The organism is Shinella sp. (assembly GCF_035998705.1).
Lineage (GTDB): Bacteria > Pseudomonadota > Alphaproteobacteria > Rhizobiales > Rhizobiaceae > Shinella.
This window is the reverse complement of record NZ_DASYHH010000033.1, coordinates 365,939-381,795: the sequence shown is the minus strand read 5'-3', so window position 1 is coordinate 381,795 and position 15,857 is coordinate 365,939. Positions and strand designations below refer to the sequence as shown.

Sequence of the window (15,857 nt, the reverse complement as noted above, 5' to 3'; positions counted from 1 at the left end):
GGCCGCCGCGTGTGGGCGGAGCCTTTCCACCCCTTCTCCCCGTGGGGGAGAAGGTGCCCGAAGGGCGGATGAGGGGGTGGGCGAGCGCGTCGTCGAAATCGCGCGCAGCTTTATCGGCACGCCCTATCGCCACCAGGGATCGCTGAAGGGCGTCGGGTGCGACTGTCTGGGGCTGATCCGCGGCGTTTGGCGGGAGCTTTACGGGGCGGAGCCGGAGGTGCCGGCGCCTTATGCGGCGGACTGGGCGGAGCGGGCGGGGGAGGAGCGGCTGCTTGCCGCGGCGGCGCGGCATTGTGGCGGCGTGCTTCCGGTTTCGGCGCTCCGGCCGGGGGACCTTCTCATTTTTCGCTGGCGGGCGGGGGTGGCGGCGAAACATGCCGGCATCGCGGCGCCCGATGAGCGTTTCATCCATGCCTACGAGCAGGGGGCGGTGATCTCTTCGCCGCTCGTGCCTTCCTGGCGACGGCGCATTGCCGGCGTCTTCCGCTTTCCGGAGATTGGCTGAGCCATGGCGACACTTCTTTTCCAGGCGGCGGGTGCTGCGCTCGGCGGAATTTTCGGGCCGTTCGGCGCGATTCTTGGGCGGGCAGTGGGCGCGCTTGCGGGTTCGGCCGTCGACCGCTCGCTGATCAACGGCATGACGACGATTTCCGGCGCGCGGCTGAACGACGGGCGCGTGCCGGGCGCCGAGGAGGGCACGGCGATGAGCCGCGTCTATGGCACGGCGCGCGTCGGCGGCACGCTCATATGGGCGACGCGGTTCGAGGAGGAGGTTTCCGTCGAGCGCACCGGCGGCAAGGCGACGGGGCCGCGGGTCGAGACCTACAGCTATTTTGCGAACTTCGCCGTTGGGGTGTGCGAGGGGCCGATTGCCGGTATCCGGCGCATTTTCGCGGACGGCCGGGAGATCGATCTGACGGGCATCGAGATGCGCGTGCATCGCGGCACGGCGAGCCAGGCGCCCGATCCGTTGATCGAGGCCAAGCAGGGGGCGGGCAATACGCCGGCCTATCGGGGCCTCGCCTATGTCGTCTTCGAGCGGCTGCCGCTCGACATGTTCGGCAACCGCATTCCGATCCTGCAATTCGAGGTGCTGCGGCCGGTCGGATCGCTGGAAAGCAAGATCCGGGCGGTGACGGTCATTCCGGGGTCGAGCGAGCATGGCTACGATCCGCGGCTGGTGACGGAGAAGATCGCGTCCGGCAAGGGGCGCAACATCAACCGCAACACGCTGGTTGCCGCGACCGACTGGGTGGCGTCGATCGATGAATTGCAGGCGCTCTGCCCCGATCTTGAACGGGTCGGGCTCGTCGTTTCCTGGTTCGGCACGGATCTGCGCGCCGGGCATTGCCGTATCGTGCCGGGCGTGGAGGTTTCCGCGCGGCAGGAGGAGAGCCGGCCTTGGAAGGTCTGCGGCATCGCGCGCGAGGATGCTTATGTCGTCACCAAAGTGAACGACCGGCCGGCCTATGGCGGCACGCCGTCGGACGCGAGCGTGATCGCGGCGATCCGGGACCTGAAGGCGCGCGGCATCGCGGTCTATCTCTACCCGTTCCTGATGATGGACGTGCCGATCGACAACGACCTGCCCGATCCCTATGGCGGTTCTGCGCAGGCGCCCTATCCCTGGCGCGGCCGCATCACCTGCCATCCGCCATCGACCAACAAGACGGCGTCGGCGCGGGGGCAGGTCGAGGCCTTTGTCGGCAATGCCGATGCGGGCGACTTTGCCGTTTCGGGCGAGGAAATCACGGGGCCGCTCGGCGACGAGGGGTTTCGGCGGCTGGTGCTGCATTATGCGCTGCTGGCGGAAGCGGCGGGCGGGGTGGACGGGTTCCTGATCGGCTCGGAAATGCGGGGCTTGAGCTGGCTGCGCGACGGCAGCGGGGATTTTCCCTTCGTCGAGGCGCTGGTCGACCTGGCGGCGGATGTGCGGGCGATCGTCGGCGGCGGCACGAAGATCACCTATGCGGCGGACTGGAGCGAATATTTTGGGCACCAGCCGGGCGATGGCAGCGGCGAGGTGCGCTATCACCTCGATCCGCTCTGGGCGTCTTCCGCCATCGACGCTGTCGGCATCGACAATTACATGCCGCTCTCCGACTGGCAGGACGCCGATACGCTTGCCGGCAATCCGGACGGGTTTCGCCATTCGGAGGACATGGCGGCGATGCGGGCGATGATCGCCTCCGGTGAAGGGTTCGACTGGTACTATCCCGACATGGACGCCCGCCGGGCGCGTGAACGCGCGCCGATCTCCGACGGCATGGCGGGAAAGCCGTGGGTGTTCCGCTACAAGGACCTCGAGAACTGGTGGGGCAACCGGCATTACGAGCGCGGCCCGGGCGGCGCGGAACTGCCGGGCCACACGGCCTGGGTGCCGCGCTCCAAGCCGATCTGGTTCACCGAACTCGGCTGCCCGGCAGTCGACAAGGGGGCGAACCAGCCGAACGTCTTCGTCGATCCGAAAAGTTCGGAGAATGCGCTGCCCTATCATTCCGGCGGGGCGCGCAACGACGCGGCGCAGCGGCGCTTCCTCGATGCGCACCATGGCTGGTGGCAGGGCAGCGGGCCGGAAGCGGGCATGGTCGATCCGGACCATATCTTCATCTGGACCTGGGACGCGCGGCCCTATCCTGCCTTTCCGGAGGATACGGCGCTGTGGTCGGACGGGCTCAACTGGCAGCGCGGGCACTGGCTGAATGCGCGGCTGGGGGCGGGCACGATTGCGGATGTGATAGCCGCGGTGCTGAAGGACCATGGGTTTACGGATTTCGATGTTTCCGGTGTCGCGGGCGATCTCTCGGGCTTCGTGCAGGCGGACCAGACGTCGGCGCGCGGGCTGATCGAGCCGCTGATGGAGGCGTTCCAGATCGATGCGCTGGAGGCGAACGGCAAGCTCGTCTTCCGCTCGCGGCTGAAATCGGCGCTGTTGCCGGCGGAGATCGAGATCCTTGCGGAGCGGCCGGACGAGGCGCTGTTCGAGGAGAGCCGCGGGCATATCAGCGATTTTGCCGGCGAGGCGATCCTCGACCATTTCGATGGGGCGGGCAGCTATTCGCGGGTGACGGCGCGCTCGCGCCGCATGGCGAATGGCAACGATCGCGTGCTGCGGCTGGCGCTGCCGGCGGTGCTACATGCCGGGGCTGCTGCGGCAAGCGTCGAGACGGCGCTGCGCGACCAGCGGGCGGGGCAGCGTCGGGTGACGTTCCGCCTGCCGCCGACGGCGCTTGCCGTGACGCCGGGCGATATCGTGCGGCTGGCGGATGGGCCGGAGGGGCGGTTCCTGATCACGGGCATCACCGATGGGCTGGTGCGCGAGGTGGAGGCGCGGGCGATCGCGGCGGGGGAAAGCCCGGCGCCGCTGCTGATCGAGGGCGCAAGCCGCCCTTCGAGCGGGGCGGGGCCGGGGGATGCGTTTACGCCCGAGGTGGTGTTTCTCGATCTGCCGATCCTGGGTTCCGGGACGGCGCAGGATTTTGCGCGCGTCGCGGCCTACGCGCAGCCCTGGCGGTCGATGGTCGTGTCGAGTTCCGAGGGCAGCGAGGGGTTTCGCAGCCGCGTGCGGCTGGAGCGGCCGGCGCGGATCGGGCGGCTTGCCGATCCGCTCGCCGTGGGCGTCGTCGGGCGGTTCGATCCGGGCCGGGCGGTGGTGCTGGATCTTGCCGGCGGCGGGCTCGCCTCGGCGGAGACGCTCGCCATGCTGAACGGCGCCAACCGCATTGCGGTTCGCGGCGGGAACGGGGCCTGGGAGATCATCGGCTTTACCGGGGCGAGCGAGATTGCGCCGGGGCGCTGGCGGCTGACGGGGCTGTTGCGGGCACTTCACGGCACCGATGACGCGATGGCCTCCGGCCATGCGGCGGGAGCCGTGGTCGTGGTGATGGACGATGCGGTCCGGCCGCTTGGGCTGGATGTCGAGGAGGTGGGGCGGCTTTCCAACTGGCTTGTCGAGGCGGTCGGCGGGTCCGGCGGGCAGGCGGGGCCGTTTGCCTTTGCCGGGGGCGAGCGGGCACTGACGCCGCTGGCGCCGGTGCATCTGCGCGGCCGGCGCGGGGCGGACGGCGTGGTGCGGCTGTCCTGGGTTCGGCGCGGGCGGATCGATTCGGATACCTGGCTTGCCGCCGAAATCCCGCTCGACGAGCCAAGCGAGGCCTATCGCCTCGAGATCCTCTCCGGCGAGACGGTGGTGCGTCGCGTCGAGACCGCGGTTCCCGCCTTCACTTATGCCGCCGCCACGGAGCTTGCCGATTTCGGCGCGCCGCTGGCGGCGATCGCTATTCGCGTGCGCCAGCTTGGGCGGGCGGTGCCGCTCGGCCTGCCTGCGCGCGCCACCATCTCCCTTTGAACGAAAGGAAAAACCGATGAGTGAGGATGTAAAAGCCTGGTATCAGTCGCGCACCGTCTGGGGCGCATTGATCGCGATTCTCGCCTCGCTCGCCCATGTGGCGGGCGTCGAGGTGACGGCGGGCGACGAGGGGGAATTGGCCGATCTCGTGGTGTCGGCGGTAGGCACCATCGGTGGCCTGATCGCGCTCTACGGGCGCATTTCGGCGCGCCGGCAGGTGCGCTGACGCCGGCCCGATCGTCCACAGGGCATTCATTTGCCATTCAGCGAGGATCGTTTATTGCTTGCATCACACTGATCCGCACCCGAAAGTATATCCATGGCATCGCCACTTCTCATAACCGCACTTGCGGCCAGCCTGCTCCTTCCGGGGCCCGTCGAGACGGGAACCGCGCGGGATGTCGTCGCGGTGGCCGGCGATTGCAGCGCCGCTGCGGCGCAGGTGGTGGAGCAGACCGGGGGCGAACTTCTCTCGGCGCAGCCGAAGGGCGACACCTGCGTGGTGACGGTGCTCGTGCCCGGCAAGGGCAATGCCCGGCCGCGCAAGGTGACCGTGCGCGTACCGATCTAAGGCCGCAAAAAAAGCCTTTCGCGATGAAATGAGAGAGATAGGAAAGAGGCCGAATGCGCATTCTGGTGGTCGAGGACGACGTCAACCTGAGCCGGCAGCTCAGTGAAGCCCTGAAGGAAGCCGGCTATGTGGTGGACCAGGCCTTCGATGGCGAGGAAGGCCACTATCTCGGCGACACCGAGCCCTATGACGCCATCATCCTCGATATCGGCCTGCCGGAAATGGACGGCATCACCGTTCTCGAAAAGTGGCGCGCCGACGGCAAGACGATGCCGGTGCTGATTCTCACCGCCCGCGACCGCTGGAGCGACAAGGTCTCCGGCATCGATGCCGGCGCCGACGACTATGTGGCAAAACCCTTCCATGTCGAGGAGGTTCTGGCGCGTATCCGGGCGCTCATTCGCCGCGCGGCGGGGCATGCGAGCCCCGACATCGTCTGCGGGCCGGTGCGGCTCGACACCAAGGGCTCCAAGGCGACGGTCAATGGCGAGACGCTGAAGCTCACCTCGCATGAATACCGGCTGCTTTCCTACCTCATGCACCATATGGGCGAGGTGGTGTCGCGCACGGAACTGGTCGAGCACATGTACGACCAGGACTTCGACCGTGATTCCAACACGATCGAGGTCTTCGTCGGGCGCCTGCGCAAGAAGATCGGCGTCGACCTGATCGAGACCGTGCGCGGCCTCGGCTACCGGATGCAAGCCCCCGCCAATGGCAAATAACGCCAGGCGCTCCCGCTCGCTCACCTTCCGCGTTCTGCTTCTCGCCTCGCTCTGGGCGGCGGTTGCCCTCATCGTCATCGCCGTCGTCATCTCGACGCTCTACCGCCAGAGCGCGGAAAAGAGTTTTCGCGATCTTCTGCGCGCGCAGCTCTACAACGTCATCAATTCCGTCTCCACGGACGAGAACACCCGGCTTTCGGGCGCGCCGCAGCTCGGAGACCTTCGCTTCTTCCAGCCGCAATCGGGCTGGTACTGGATCGTCGAGCCGATCGGCGGCGCGCTGGCGACGGAGACGCTGACCTCCTCCTCGCTCGGCATCGGCAGCATTCCGATCCCCGATACGGACAGCATTCCCTTCGATACGCGTTACGAGCGCTTCTACACGACGATCGATTCCTTCGGGAACGACGTGGAAGTGGGGGAGACGGAAGTGGTGCTCGACGATGAGGGGCGCACGGCGCGTTTTCGCGTCGTCGGCAACCGCGATGTGCTCGAGGCCGATATCGACGACTTTTCCGGCAGCCTCTATCTCGCGCTTGCCGGTTTCGGCTTCGGCAGCCTGCTGCTGAACGCGGCGGCGATCCTCATCGGCCTGCGGCCGCTCGACCGGGCGCGCAAGGCGCTGGAAAAGATCCGGGCCGGCGAGAGCGAGCAGCTCGACGGCGAGTTCCCCCGTGAAATCCTGCCCCTGGCGAGCGAAGTGAATGCGCTGATCGACAGCAACCGGCGCATCGTCGAACGCGCGCGCATGCAGGTCGGCAACCTTGCGCATTCGCTGAAGACGCCGATCGCCGTGCTGCTCAACGAGGCGCGCCTGCTGGCCGCACCCCAGGGCGATCTCGTGCGCACCCAGGCGGAAGCCATGCAGGGCCAGGTGCAATCCTATCTCAACCGCGCGCGCATCGCCGCGCAGCGCGAATCGGTGCTCGCCCGCACGGAGACGCTGCCGGTGCTGGAACGGCTGGTGCGCGTGATGCGCCGCCTCAATGTCGACAAGCAGTTTCCGCTCGACGTCGATCCGCCCGGACTTGTGCTGGCGATGGAGCAGCAGGATGTGGAGGAAACCGTCGGCAACCTCCTGGAAAATGCCGCGCGTTATGCCCGCACGACGGTGGCGATCCGGGCCTCCCTTGCGCCCACGGAGGTGCGCGGCAGCGACGATGCGCGCAAGAGCTGGATCGTCATCGAGGTCGAGGACGACGGGCCGGGGCTGGAGCCGGGCGAGATCCGCGAGGCGATGAAGCGCGGCAAGCGGCTCGACGAAAGCAAGCCGGGCACCGGGCTCGGCCTGTCCATCGTCACCGAGATTGCGTCGGAGTACCAGGGCACCTTCGGGCTTTCGCGGGGGTCCGGCGGCGGTTTGCTGGCGCGGCTGGTGTTGCCGGCCGTCACAAAGGATGTTGCCTGAGGCGGCGGACAATGCAACAAGGGAGGGGCTCGCGAATATGAGGATCGCGGGATGGACGAATTGCCGGGCGGCGTGCCGCCCCATGCGTGAAGAGAGACGGTTCCAGCGGATGAAGACGGGTTTGCGCGGCGCCTTTTTCCCTTTCCTTCTGGCAGCAGCGACGGTTTCGGGATGCACGACCATATCGGGTGGCAAGACGCAGACCGGCGGCACGGTGCCGGCGGGCGCGGGCGTGTACATCACCGCGTTGCAGGGCGGGCTCGTCAGCCGTAATGCTGCCGCGCTTTCCAAGGCTGACATGCAGCGCGCGCTGGAAGCCGAATACCGCGCGCTTGAAGCCGCGCCCGGCGGCCAGCCGGTCGTCTGGCAGGGCAAGGGCGTCAGTGGATCGGTGGTCGCGGCAGCCCCCTATCAGGTCGGCTCGCAGAACTGCCGGCAGTACAGCCACACGCTGACCGTCGATGGCCGCGATACAGCGACCCGCGGTGCCGCCTGCCGCAATGCGGACGGGGCCTGGACGCCGCTTTCCTGATAACGCTTTGACGGTTGCGGCGAAACGCCTCAAATTTGCGTCATTGTTCCCTGGGGAATTGGAAACCCCGGCGCGTTCCAGTATTTGATCTGTCATGCTTTTCTGGATTCTTGTCGCCATCCTGACGGCCGCCGTCGCCGCCGTCCTGCTCCTTCCCCTGCTGCGCCGCCCCGTTGCGGCCGCGGGCGACGCCAGCCATGACGTCGAGGTCTATCGCGACCAGCTGGAAGAATTGAAGCGCGACCAGGCGACGGGCCTGATCGGCGCGACCGAGGCCGAGCTTGCGCGCGCGGAAGTGGCGCGCCGGCTCATCGCCGCCAGCAAGGCCGAGGCGAAGGATCGGGCGAGCCCGGCGGAACGCCGCAACCTGATGGCGCAGGCCTTCGTCATCGTGCTGCTCCCCGCCATCGGCCTCTGTCTTTACATCGCGGGCGGGCGGCCGGATCTTCCGGCCCAGCCGCTCGCAGAGCGCCTCGCAAACCCCGGCAACGACATCAACATGCTGATCGCGCGCGCCGAAAACCATCTGGCGCGCAATCCGCAGGATGGCGCGGGGTGGGACCTGCTGGCGCCGATCTACTATCGCGGCGGGCGCATGGAGGATGCGGCGAACGCCTTCTCCCAGGCGATCCGGCTGCTTGGCGCCACCCCCGAGCGGCTGGACGGCCATGCGGAAACGTTGATCGCGCTGTCCAGCGGCATCGTGACCGCAGAGGCGCGCAGCCAGCTCGAACAATCGCTGAAGCTCAACGCGGACAATCCGCGCGCAAAATATTACCTCGCGCTGGCGCTGGAGCAGGAGGGCAGGAAGCCGGAAGCCCGCGCCGCCTTCGAGGCTCTGGCGAAGGAAGCGCCGGCGGATGCGCCCTGGCTGCCGCTGGTCAACCAGCATATCGCGGCGCTTGGCGATGGTGCGCCCGGCAACCCGACGGCGGAGGACGTCGCGGCGGCAGAAGGCATGGCGACCGGCGACCGGCAGCAGATGATTGCCGGCATGGTCGAGAGCCTGGCGACAAAACTTCAGGAAGATCCCGACAATTTCGACGGATGGATGCGCATCATCCGTTCCTATGTTGTGCTGGATCAAAGGCCGAAGGCGGAAGCCGCTCTACAGACGGCGCTGAAAACCTTTCCGGCGGCGAGCGAGAACGGCAAACGGCTTCTGGCGCTGGCCAAGGACCTATCGATTTCGGCTGAGGGCGGCGGACAATGACGCGCAAACAGAAACGCCTGGCGGTGATCGGCGGCGGCGTGGCCTTCCTGGTGGCGGCCGTGCTGCTCGTCATGTTCGCCTTCAGCCAGTCGATCGCCTATTTCTACGTGCCCGGCGATCTCGCCAAGGCCAATGTGCCCCCCGGCACGCGCATCCGGCTCGGCGGCCTGGTCGAGAACGGCACGGTGAAGCGCGGCGAGGGCTCGACCATCACCTTCACGGTGACGGATACGCTCTCCACGGTGCCGGTTCGCTATACCGGCATCCTGCCCGACCTGTTTCGCGAGGGGCAGGGCGTGGTGGCGGAAGGCGCCTTCGGCACGGACGGGCTTTTTATCGCCGATACGGTGCTCGCCAAGCATGACGAGACCTATATGCCCAAGGACGTGGCGGACCGCCTGAAGGCGCAGGGTGTGGAACTTTCCGGCAAGGAGACGATCAAATGATCATCGAGCTTGGACACTATGCCCTGGTCTTGGCACTGGCGACGATGATCGTCCAGTCCGTGTTGCCGCTGGTCGGCACCATCCGGGGCGACCGGTCGCTGATGGCGGTGGCGCCCGCCGCGGCGTTTGCCGGTTTCCTGCTGGTGCTGTTCTCCTTCTCGGTGCTGACCTTCGCCTATGTCGTCTCCGATTTTTCGGTGGCGAACGTTTGGGAGAATTCGCATTCGCTGAAGCCGATGATCTACAAGATCTCCGGCGTATGGGGGAACCATGAGGGCTCGATGCTGCTCTGGCTGCTCATCCTCGTCTTCTTCAGCGCGCTGGTCGCCACCTTCGGCGCGAACCTGCCGGAGCGGCTGCGCGCCAATGTCTTGGCGGTGCAGGGGCTGATCTCGACGGCCTTTGCGCTGTTCATCCTGCTGACGTCCAATCCTTTCCTGCGCCTTTCGCCGGCGCCCGCCGAAGGCAAGGATCTCAATCCGGTGTTGCAGGATATCGGCCTCGCCATCCACCCGCCGCTGCTCTATCTCGGTTATGTCGGCTTTTCCGTCTGTTTCTCCTTCGCCATCGCGGCGCTGATCGACGGGCGGATCGATGCCGCCTGGGCGCGCTGGGTGCGGCCGTGGACGCTCGCCGCCTGGAGTTTCCTCACCGCCGGCATCGCGATGGGCTCCTACTGGGCCTATTACGAACTCGGCTGGGGCGGCTGGTGGTTCTGGGATCCGGTGGAAAATGCCTCGTTCATTCCCTGGCTCGCCGGCACGGCGCTGCTGCATTCCGCGCTCGTCATGGAAAAGCGCGAGGCGCTGAAGATCTGGACGGTGCTGCTCGCCATCCTCACCTTCTCCATGTCGCTGCTCGGCACCTTCCTGGTGCGCTCCGGCGTGCTCACTTCGGTGCACGCCTTCGCGACCGACCCGACGCGCGGCGTGTTCATTCTCGCCATCCTCGTCTTCTTCATCGGCGGCGCATTGTCGCTTTTCGCTTTCCGGGCGGCGACGCTGAAGGCCGGCGGGCTCTTCGCGCCGATCTCGCGCGAGGGCGCGCTCGTCCTCAACAACCTGATCCTGACGACCGCGGCGGCGACCGTGTTGACCGGCACGCTCTATCCGCTGGTGCTGGAGGCGCTGACGGGCGAGAAGATCTCCGTCGGCCCGCCCTTCTTCAACCTCACCTTCGGCCTCTTGATGCTGCCGCTGCTCTTGGCGGTGCCCTTCGGGCCGCTGCTCGCCTGGAAGCGCGGCGACGTTTTTGCGGCCGGACAACGGCTGTTTGCCGCGGTCGGCGTCGGGCTGCTGCTGGCGGCCGCGGTGATCTATGCGCAGAATGGCGGGCCGGTGCTCGCCTATTTCGGGCTCGCCATCGGCTTCTACATGATTGCGGGTTCGATCACCGACCTGTGCCTGCGCGCGGGCATCGGCAAGGTGGCGCGCAAGGTCGCGTTCCGCCGCTTCATCGGCCTGCCGGGCTCGGCCTTCGGCACGGCGCTCGCCCATATCGGCGTCGGCGTGATGGTGGTCGGCGTCATCGCGGTGACGGCCTTCGAGACCGAGCACGTTGTGGAGATGAAGCCGGGCATGCAGGTGGAGGCGGGCGGCTACACGCTGACCTTCGACGGCATGCGCCGCGGGCAGGGGCCGAACTATTCCGAAGAATCCGGCCACTTCACGGTGGCGCGCGGCGGCGTGACGGTGACCGACGTCTGGTCCTCCAAGCGCTTCTACACCGCACGCGGTATGCCGACGACGGAGGCGGGCATCCGCACCTTCGGCGTCAGCCAGCTCTATGTGTCGCTCGGGGACGCGATGGCGGATGGCGGCATCGTGGTGCGCGTCTGGTGGAAGCCGATGATCCTGTGCATCTGGCTCGGCGCGCTGATCATGATGGCGGGCGGCGTCGTCTCGCTCTTCGACCGGCGCCTGCGCGTCGGGGCGCCACAGAAGGTGCGCAAGGTGAAACCGGCGCTGGAGGCGGCGGAATGATGCGCCGCCTTCTGCTGGCTGCGGCCTTTCTGTTTGCCGCATTCCCGGCTTTTGCCGTCAATCCGGACGAGGTGCTCGCCGATCCGGCGCTGGAGGCGCGTGCAAGGGCGCTGTCGTCGCAGCTTCGCTGCATGGTCTGCCAGAACCAGTCGATCGACGATTCGAATGCCGAACTCGCCCGCGACCTGCGCCTTCTGGTGCGCGAGCGGCTGAAGGACGGCGACAGCGACGAGGCGGTGATCGACTATGTCGTCTCGCGCTACGGCGAGTTCGTGCTCTTGAACCCGCGCCTGCGCGGCGAGACGCTGCTGCTCTGGGGTGCGCCGATCGTGCTGTTCCTCGCAGGGGCGGCGGCGATGGTGCTGTTTGTGCGCAAACGCGGCGGCAAGCCGACCGGAACGCCGCTTTCCGAGGCGGAAAAGGCCGAGCTCGAAAGCGCGCTCAAGCGCGACTAGAGCATTTCCGCTTTTCTTCGAATCGCGAAAACGCCCTACCTCTTTTTTTCGCGCAATTCCGGACGCAAAACCGCGTTCCGCACTTTTGCTGGAATTGCTTTGACCCGTAATTCTCCAACATTACCAAAAATTCATGCCGCGGATAGTGCGCTGTAATGTGCGCGAGCCTATCTCTTCCTCATCGGCTGCCGAACGCGGCCATGAAATGAGAGAAAAGGTGCAAAGAATGTCCAAGATTTCAGCATTCCGTCCCAACCTCAAGACCGTACTGAAGACGACCACCGTCGCCGGACTTGCGGCCGTGATGCTCGCGACCGGCATTCCCGCGCGCGTTACCGAGAGTTTTGCCGAGGCCGTTTCCGTTCAGGCGCCGCAGGTCGCGAGCTTCGCCGACGTCGTCCAGGCCGTCTCCCCGGCCGTGGTTTCCGTTCGCGTCCAGTCCGATATCAAGCCGGCTTCCGATGAGGGCGGCAACAGCTTCAGCTTCAATTTCGGCGGTCGCGATCTGGATGAGCTGCCGGACAATCACCCGCTGAAGCGCTTCTTCCGCGAGTTCGGCGGCCAGGACGGCTTCCGCGGCGACCGCGGCCCGGATCGCCGCTTCGGCGAACGCCGTGACCGCAAGCCGCACCTGCGCCCGACCTCGCAGGGTTCCGGCTTCTTCATCTCCGAAGACGGCTACATCGTCACCAACAACCACGTGGTCAATGACGGCTCGGCTTTCACCGTCGTCATGAACGACGGCACCGAGCTCGACGCCAAGCTGATCGGCAAGGACAGCCGCACTGATCTGGCCGTGCTGAAGGTGGAAGAAAAGGACAAGCGCAAGTTCACCTATGTGAATTTCGCCGATGACAGCCAGATCCGCGTCGGCGACTGGGTCGTCGCCGTCGGCAACCCGTTCGGCCTCGGCGGCACGGTGACGGCCGGCATCATCTCGGCGCGCGGCCGCGATATCGGCTCCGGCCCCTATGACGACTACCTCCAGGTGGACGCCGCCGTGAACCGCGGCAATTCGGGCGGCCCGACCTTCAACCTCAACGGCCAGGTCGTCGGTATCAACACCGCGATCTTCTCGCCGTCGGGCGGCAATGTCGGCATCGCCTTCGCCATTCCCGCGTCCGTCGCCAAGGGCGTCGTCGCCGACCTGATGAAGGACGGCAAGGTCGACCGCGGCTGGCTCGGCGTGCAGATCCAGCCGGTGAGCCGCGACATCGCCGATTCGCTCGGCCTTGCGGATGCCGCCGGTGCCCTCGTCGTCGAGCCGCAGACGGACTCGCCCGGCGCCAAGGCCGGCATCCGGAAGGGCGACGTGATCACGGCGCTCGATGGCGAACCGGTCAAGGACCCGCGTGACCTCGCCCGCCGCGTCGCCGACATGTCGCCCGGCACCAAGGTCGACGTTTCGGTCTGGCGCGACGGCAAGGCGCAGACCGTCTCGGTCGAGATCGGCACGCTTGCCGGCGAGCAGATCCAGGCCGCCACGGGCACCACCGAGGAAGCCGAACCGGAAGCCCCCGCCAGCGAGCAGGCGCTTGCCGATCTCGGCATCAGCGTAACGCCCGATGACAAGGGCCTGACGGTCTCCGCCGTCGACCCGGACTCCGACGCCAGCGACCGCGGCCTGAAGGAAGGCGACCGCATCACCTCCGTCAACAACCAGGCTGTGAAGTCTGCCGACGACGTGGTGAAGGTCATCAACAACGCCCGCAAGGACGGCCGCTCCAAGGCGCTGTTCCAGGTCGAGACCAATGACGGCAGCCGCTTCCTGGCGCTGCCGATCGACCAACAGGGTTGATATGTTCGGATGATACGGCGCGCCGCGGGATTTTCGTCTCGCGGCGTTGCGCTTACCCCCCTCTGCCCTGCCGGGCATCTCCCCCTCAAGGGGGGAGATTGGATGGGCAGCGTTTCATTCCCTTTTTAACATTGCAATTTGGGGAAGATTCTCGCCTCTTGACGATCTCCCCCTTGAGGGGGAGATGCCCGGCAGGGCAGAGGGGGTAAAAGGGGCTGAAGCCATGAAGATATTGATTGTGGAAGACGATCTGGAGGCGGCCGCCTATCTCTCTAAGGCCTTTCGCGAGGCGGGCATCGTGCTCGACCATGCGAGCGACGGCGAAAGCGGTCTCTTCCTCGCCACCGAGAACAGCTACGACGTGCTGGTCATCGACCGCATGCTGCCGCGTCGCGACGGCCTGTCGCTGATCTCCGAGCTGCGCCGCCGCAACATCCACACGCCGGTGCTCATCCTCTCGGCGCTCGGCCAGGTCGACGATCGTGTGACGGGCCTGCGTGCCGGCGGCGACGATTACCTGCCCAAACCCTATGCCTTCAGCGAGCTTCTCGCCCGCGTCGAAGTGCTCGGCCGCCGCAAGGGCACGCCGGAGCAGGACATGGTCTACCGCGTCGGCGATCTGGAACTCGACCGGCTGTCCCACACCGTCAAGCGGGCCGGCAAGGAAATCCTGCTCCAGCCGCGCGAATTCCGCCTGCTCGAATATCTGATGAAGAATGCCGGCCAGGTGGTGACGCGCACCATGCTCTTGGAAAACGTCTGGGATTATCATTTCGACCCGCAGACCAATGTCATTGACGTTCATGTCTCGCGGCTGCGCTCGAAGATCGAGAAGGATTTCGACCAGCCGCTGCTGCGCACCGTGCGCGGCGCCGGATACATGATGAAGGACGAGGCGGCGGGCTGACCTCATGAATCGGATGCTCGGCCGGCTGACCGCACTCTACCGAACCACGGCGGTGCGCCTTTCCGCGGTCTATCTGCTGCTGTTCGCCACCTGCGCGGCCTTCCTCGTCTTTTACGTCTCCTCCATGTCGGAAAACCTGCTGCAGCAGCAGATGCGCGAGGCGGTGGCGCAGGAGACCGAGCAGATCGAGCGTGTCTTCGACAACAATGGCATGAACGGCCTGTTGCGCACGCTCGAGCGGCGCTCCCGCCAGCCGGGCGCCAATCTCTACGTCATCGCGAGCCCGACGGGCGAGGTGCTGGCCGGCAACGTGGCCTCGCTGCAACCCGGCGTGCTGGACCTCGAAGGCTGGACGGAAACGCCGTTCCGCTACCAGCGCTATCAGGAGGAGGCGCGCGGCAACAAGCGCCCCATGGCCTATGCGCAGGTGAGCGTGCTGTCGAACGGGCTGCGCGTTCTCGTCGGCCGCGACCTCGGCGAGCCGGAAAATTTCCGGTATCTGGTGCGCCAGGCGCTGATGGTGGCGCTCGGCGTCATGGGCGTCGGGGCGCTCGCTATCTGGTATCTCATCGGCCGCAATGCGCTGAAGCGCATGGACCGCATGTCCGGCGCCAGCCAGCGCATCATGGCGGGCGACCTCTCGCAGCGCCTGCCGACGAGCGGCTCCGGCGACGAGTTCGACCGCCTGTCCGAATCGCTCAACACCATGCTCGGCCGCATCGAGAAGCTGGACGAGGGCCTGAAGCAGGTTTCCGACAATATCGCGCACGACCTGAAAACGCCGCTGACGCGGCTGCGCAACAAGGCGGAGGCGGCGCTTGCCGGTGGTGAGAAGGCCGATCACCGCACGGCGCTGGAGGAGATGATCACCGAATCCGACCAGCTCATCCGCACCTTCAATGCGCTCCTGATGATCTCCCGCGTCGAGGCCGGCCAGGCGCCGGCGGAAATGAGCGCCATCGACATCAGCGGCATCGCGCATGACAGCGCCGAACTCTACGAGCCGGTCGCCGAGGATTGCGGGTTGAAGCTCGTGACAGAGATTGCCGCCGGTATCGAGATCAAGGGCAATCGCGAACTCGTCGGCCAGGCGCTCGGCAACCTCATCGACAATGCGGTGAAATATGCCGAGGGCAGCGGCGGCGAGCCGGAAATCCGCATCAACCTCGCGCGACGCGAGGGCGACGTGGTGCTCTCGGTTTCCGACAGTGGCCCCGGCGTGCCGGAGAACAAGCGCGACGACGTGGTGAAACGCTTCGTGCGCCTCGATGCCAGCCGCTCCAAGCCGGGCACCGGCCTTGGCCTGTCGCTCGCCGTCGCCGTCATGGAGATGCATCACGGCCGGATGGAACTCGATTCCACCCATCCGGAGCGGGAAAACAATCGGGGGCTGACGGTCCGCATGGTTTTCCCCGTCGTTGCGGACTGATACAGCTCGTCGTTAACGAGCAATGCCAGCAAAAGTGCGCAGC

General features: G+C 66.6%; 14 protein-coding genes. All 14 read left to right on the top strand.

Annotated features, from left to right (window positions below):
- The first annotated feature begins 76 nt into the window (after positions 1-76).
- The 14 genes from VGN93_RS30065 to VGN93_RS30000 all read left to right on the top strand — a co-directional run bounded on the left by VGN93_RS30065 (position 77) and on the right by VGN93_RS30000 (position 15,814).
- On the top strand, positions 77-505 hold the full coding sequence (locus VGN93_RS30065; protein WP_327510519.1) for an NlpC/P60 family protein: 429 nt from the start codon (positions 77-79) through the stop codon (positions 503-505).
- Positions 506-508: 3 nt separating this feature from the next.
- On the top strand, positions 509-4,348 hold the full coding sequence (locus tag VGN93_RS30060) for a baseplate multidomain protein megatron (protein ID WP_327510518.1): 3,840 nt from the start codon (positions 509-511) through the stop codon (positions 4,346-4,348).
- A 16-nt stretch (positions 4,349-4,364) separates the two neighbouring features.
- Positions 4,365-4,574: a hypothetical protein gene (locus VGN93_RS30055; RefSeq protein ID WP_327510517.1), complete on the top strand. Its 210-nt coding sequence runs from the start codon at positions 4,365-4,367 to the stop codon at positions 4,572-4,574.
- A 93-nt stretch (positions 4,575-4,667) separates the two neighbouring features.
- Positions 4,668-4,919: a hypothetical protein gene (locus VGN93_RS30050; protein WP_319311076.1), complete on the top strand. Its 252-nt coding sequence runs from the start codon at positions 4,668-4,670 to the stop codon at positions 4,917-4,919.
- Positions 4,920-4,972: 53 nt separating this feature from the next.
- Positions 4,973-5,644, top strand: coding sequence for a response regulator transcription factor (locus tag VGN93_RS30045; RefSeq protein ID WP_319311078.1), 672 nt, complete (start codon positions 4,973-4,975; stop codon positions 5,642-5,644).
- On the top strand, positions 5,634-7,052 hold the full coding sequence (locus VGN93_RS30040) for a HAMP domain-containing sensor histidine kinase (RefSeq protein WP_327510516.1): 1,419 nt from the start codon (positions 5,634-5,636) through the stop codon (positions 7,050-7,052). Before VGN93_RS30045 ends, VGN93_RS30040 begins: the two co-directional genes overlap by 11 nt.
- A 109-nt stretch (positions 7,053-7,161) precedes the next feature.
- Entirely contained in the window at positions 7,162-7,584 is a 423-nt protein-coding gene (locus VGN93_RS30035; protein ID WP_319312330.1) for a hypothetical protein, read from the top strand.
- Positions 7,585-7,678: 94 nt separating this feature from the next.
- The gene (gene ccmI, locus VGN93_RS30030) at positions 7,679-8,797 is read left to right on the top strand and encodes a c-type cytochrome biogenesis protein CcmI (protein ID WP_327510515.1); all 1,119 of its coding nucleotides are present in this window, start codon (positions 7,679-7,681) and stop codon (positions 8,795-8,797) included.
- Positions 8,794-9,243, top strand: coding sequence for a cytochrome c maturation protein CcmE (gene ccmE, locus VGN93_RS30025; protein ID WP_327510514.1), 450 nt, complete (start codon positions 8,794-8,796; stop codon positions 9,241-9,243). The genes ccmI and ccmE overlap by 4 nt, the downstream gene beginning before the upstream one ends.
- Positions 9,240-11,225: a heme lyase CcmF/NrfE family subunit gene (locus tag VGN93_RS30020; RefSeq protein WP_319311085.1), complete on the top strand. Its 1,986-nt coding sequence runs from the start codon at positions 9,240-9,242 to the stop codon at positions 11,223-11,225. Before ccmE ends, VGN93_RS30020 begins: the two co-directional genes overlap by 4 nt.
- Positions 11,222-11,680 carry a cytochrome c-type biogenesis protein gene (locus tag VGN93_RS30015; protein ID WP_327510513.1) on the top strand — a complete coding sequence of 153 codons (459 nt, stop codon included), beginning with the start codon at positions 11,222-11,224 and terminating at the stop codon, positions 11,678-11,680. Before VGN93_RS30020 ends, VGN93_RS30015 begins: the two co-directional genes overlap by 4 nt.
- A gap of 226 nt (positions 11,681-11,906) precedes the next feature.
- Positions 11,907-13,478: a Do family serine endopeptidase gene (locus tag VGN93_RS30010; protein WP_327510512.1), complete on the top strand. Its 1,572-nt coding sequence runs from the start codon at positions 11,907-11,909 to the stop codon at positions 13,476-13,478.
- A 223-nt stretch (positions 13,479-13,701) separates the two neighbouring features.
- On the top strand, positions 13,702-14,385 hold the full coding sequence (locus tag VGN93_RS30005) for a response regulator transcription factor (protein WP_064329523.1): 684 nt from the start codon (positions 13,702-13,704) through the stop codon (positions 14,383-14,385).
- A gap of 13 nt (positions 14,386-14,398) precedes the next feature.
- A complete protein-coding gene (locus tag VGN93_RS30000) occupies positions 14,399-15,814 on the top strand; it encodes a sensor histidine kinase (RefSeq protein ID WP_327510595.1) in 1,416 nt (471 codons plus the stop codon).
- Positions 15,815-15,857: the final 43 nt, after the last annotated feature.

What these genes read in the sequence shown, in the direction of transcription:
- VGN93_RS30060 (WP_327510518.1), top strand. Translation starts at nt 509, where the DNA reads ATGGCGACACTTCTTTTCCAGGCGGCGGGTGCTGCGCTCGGCGGAATT.
- VGN93_RS30055 (WP_327510517.1), top strand. Translation starts at nt 4,365, where the DNA reads ATGAGTGAGGATGTAAAAGCCTGGTATCAGTCGCGCACCGTCTGGGGC.
- VGN93_RS30050 (WP_319311076.1), top strand. Translation starts at nt 4,668, where the DNA reads ATGGCATCGCCACTTCTCATAACCGCACTTGCGGCCAGCCTGCTCCTT.
- VGN93_RS30045 (WP_319311078.1), top strand. Translation starts at nt 4,973, where the DNA reads ATGCGCATTCTGGTGGTCGAGGACGACGTCAACCTGAGCCGGCAGCTC.
- VGN93_RS30040 (WP_327510516.1), top strand. Translation starts at nt 5,634, where the DNA reads ATGGCAAATAACGCCAGGCGCTCCCGCTCGCTCACCTTCCGCGTTCTG.
- VGN93_RS30035 (WP_319312330.1), top strand. Translation starts at nt 7,162, where the DNA reads ATGAAGACGGGTTTGCGCGGCGCCTTTTTCCCTTTCCTTCTGGCAGCA.
- ccmI (WP_327510515.1), top strand. Translation starts at nt 7,679, where the DNA reads ATGCTTTTCTGGATTCTTGTCGCCATCCTGACGGCCGCCGTCGCCGCC.
- ccmE (WP_327510514.1), top strand. Translation starts at nt 8,794, where the DNA reads ATGACGCGCAAACAGAAACGCCTGGCGGTGATCGGCGGCGGCGTGGCC.
- VGN93_RS30020 (WP_319311085.1), top strand. Translation starts at nt 9,240, where the DNA reads ATGATCATCGAGCTTGGACACTATGCCCTGGTCTTGGCACTGGCGACG.
- VGN93_RS30015 (WP_327510513.1), top strand. Translation starts at nt 11,222, where the DNA reads ATGATGCGCCGCCTTCTGCTGGCTGCGGCCTTTCTGTTTGCCGCATTC.
- VGN93_RS30010 (WP_327510512.1), top strand. Translation starts at nt 11,907, where the DNA reads ATGTCCAAGATTTCAGCATTCCGTCCCAACCTCAAGACCGTACTGAAG.
- VGN93_RS30005 (WP_064329523.1), top strand. Translation starts at nt 13,702, where the DNA reads ATGAAGATATTGATTGTGGAAGACGATCTGGAGGCGGCCGCCTATCTC.
- VGN93_RS30000 (WP_327510595.1), top strand. Translation starts at nt 14,399, where the DNA reads ATGCTCGGCCGGCTGACCGCACTCTACCGAACCACGGCGGTGCGCCTT.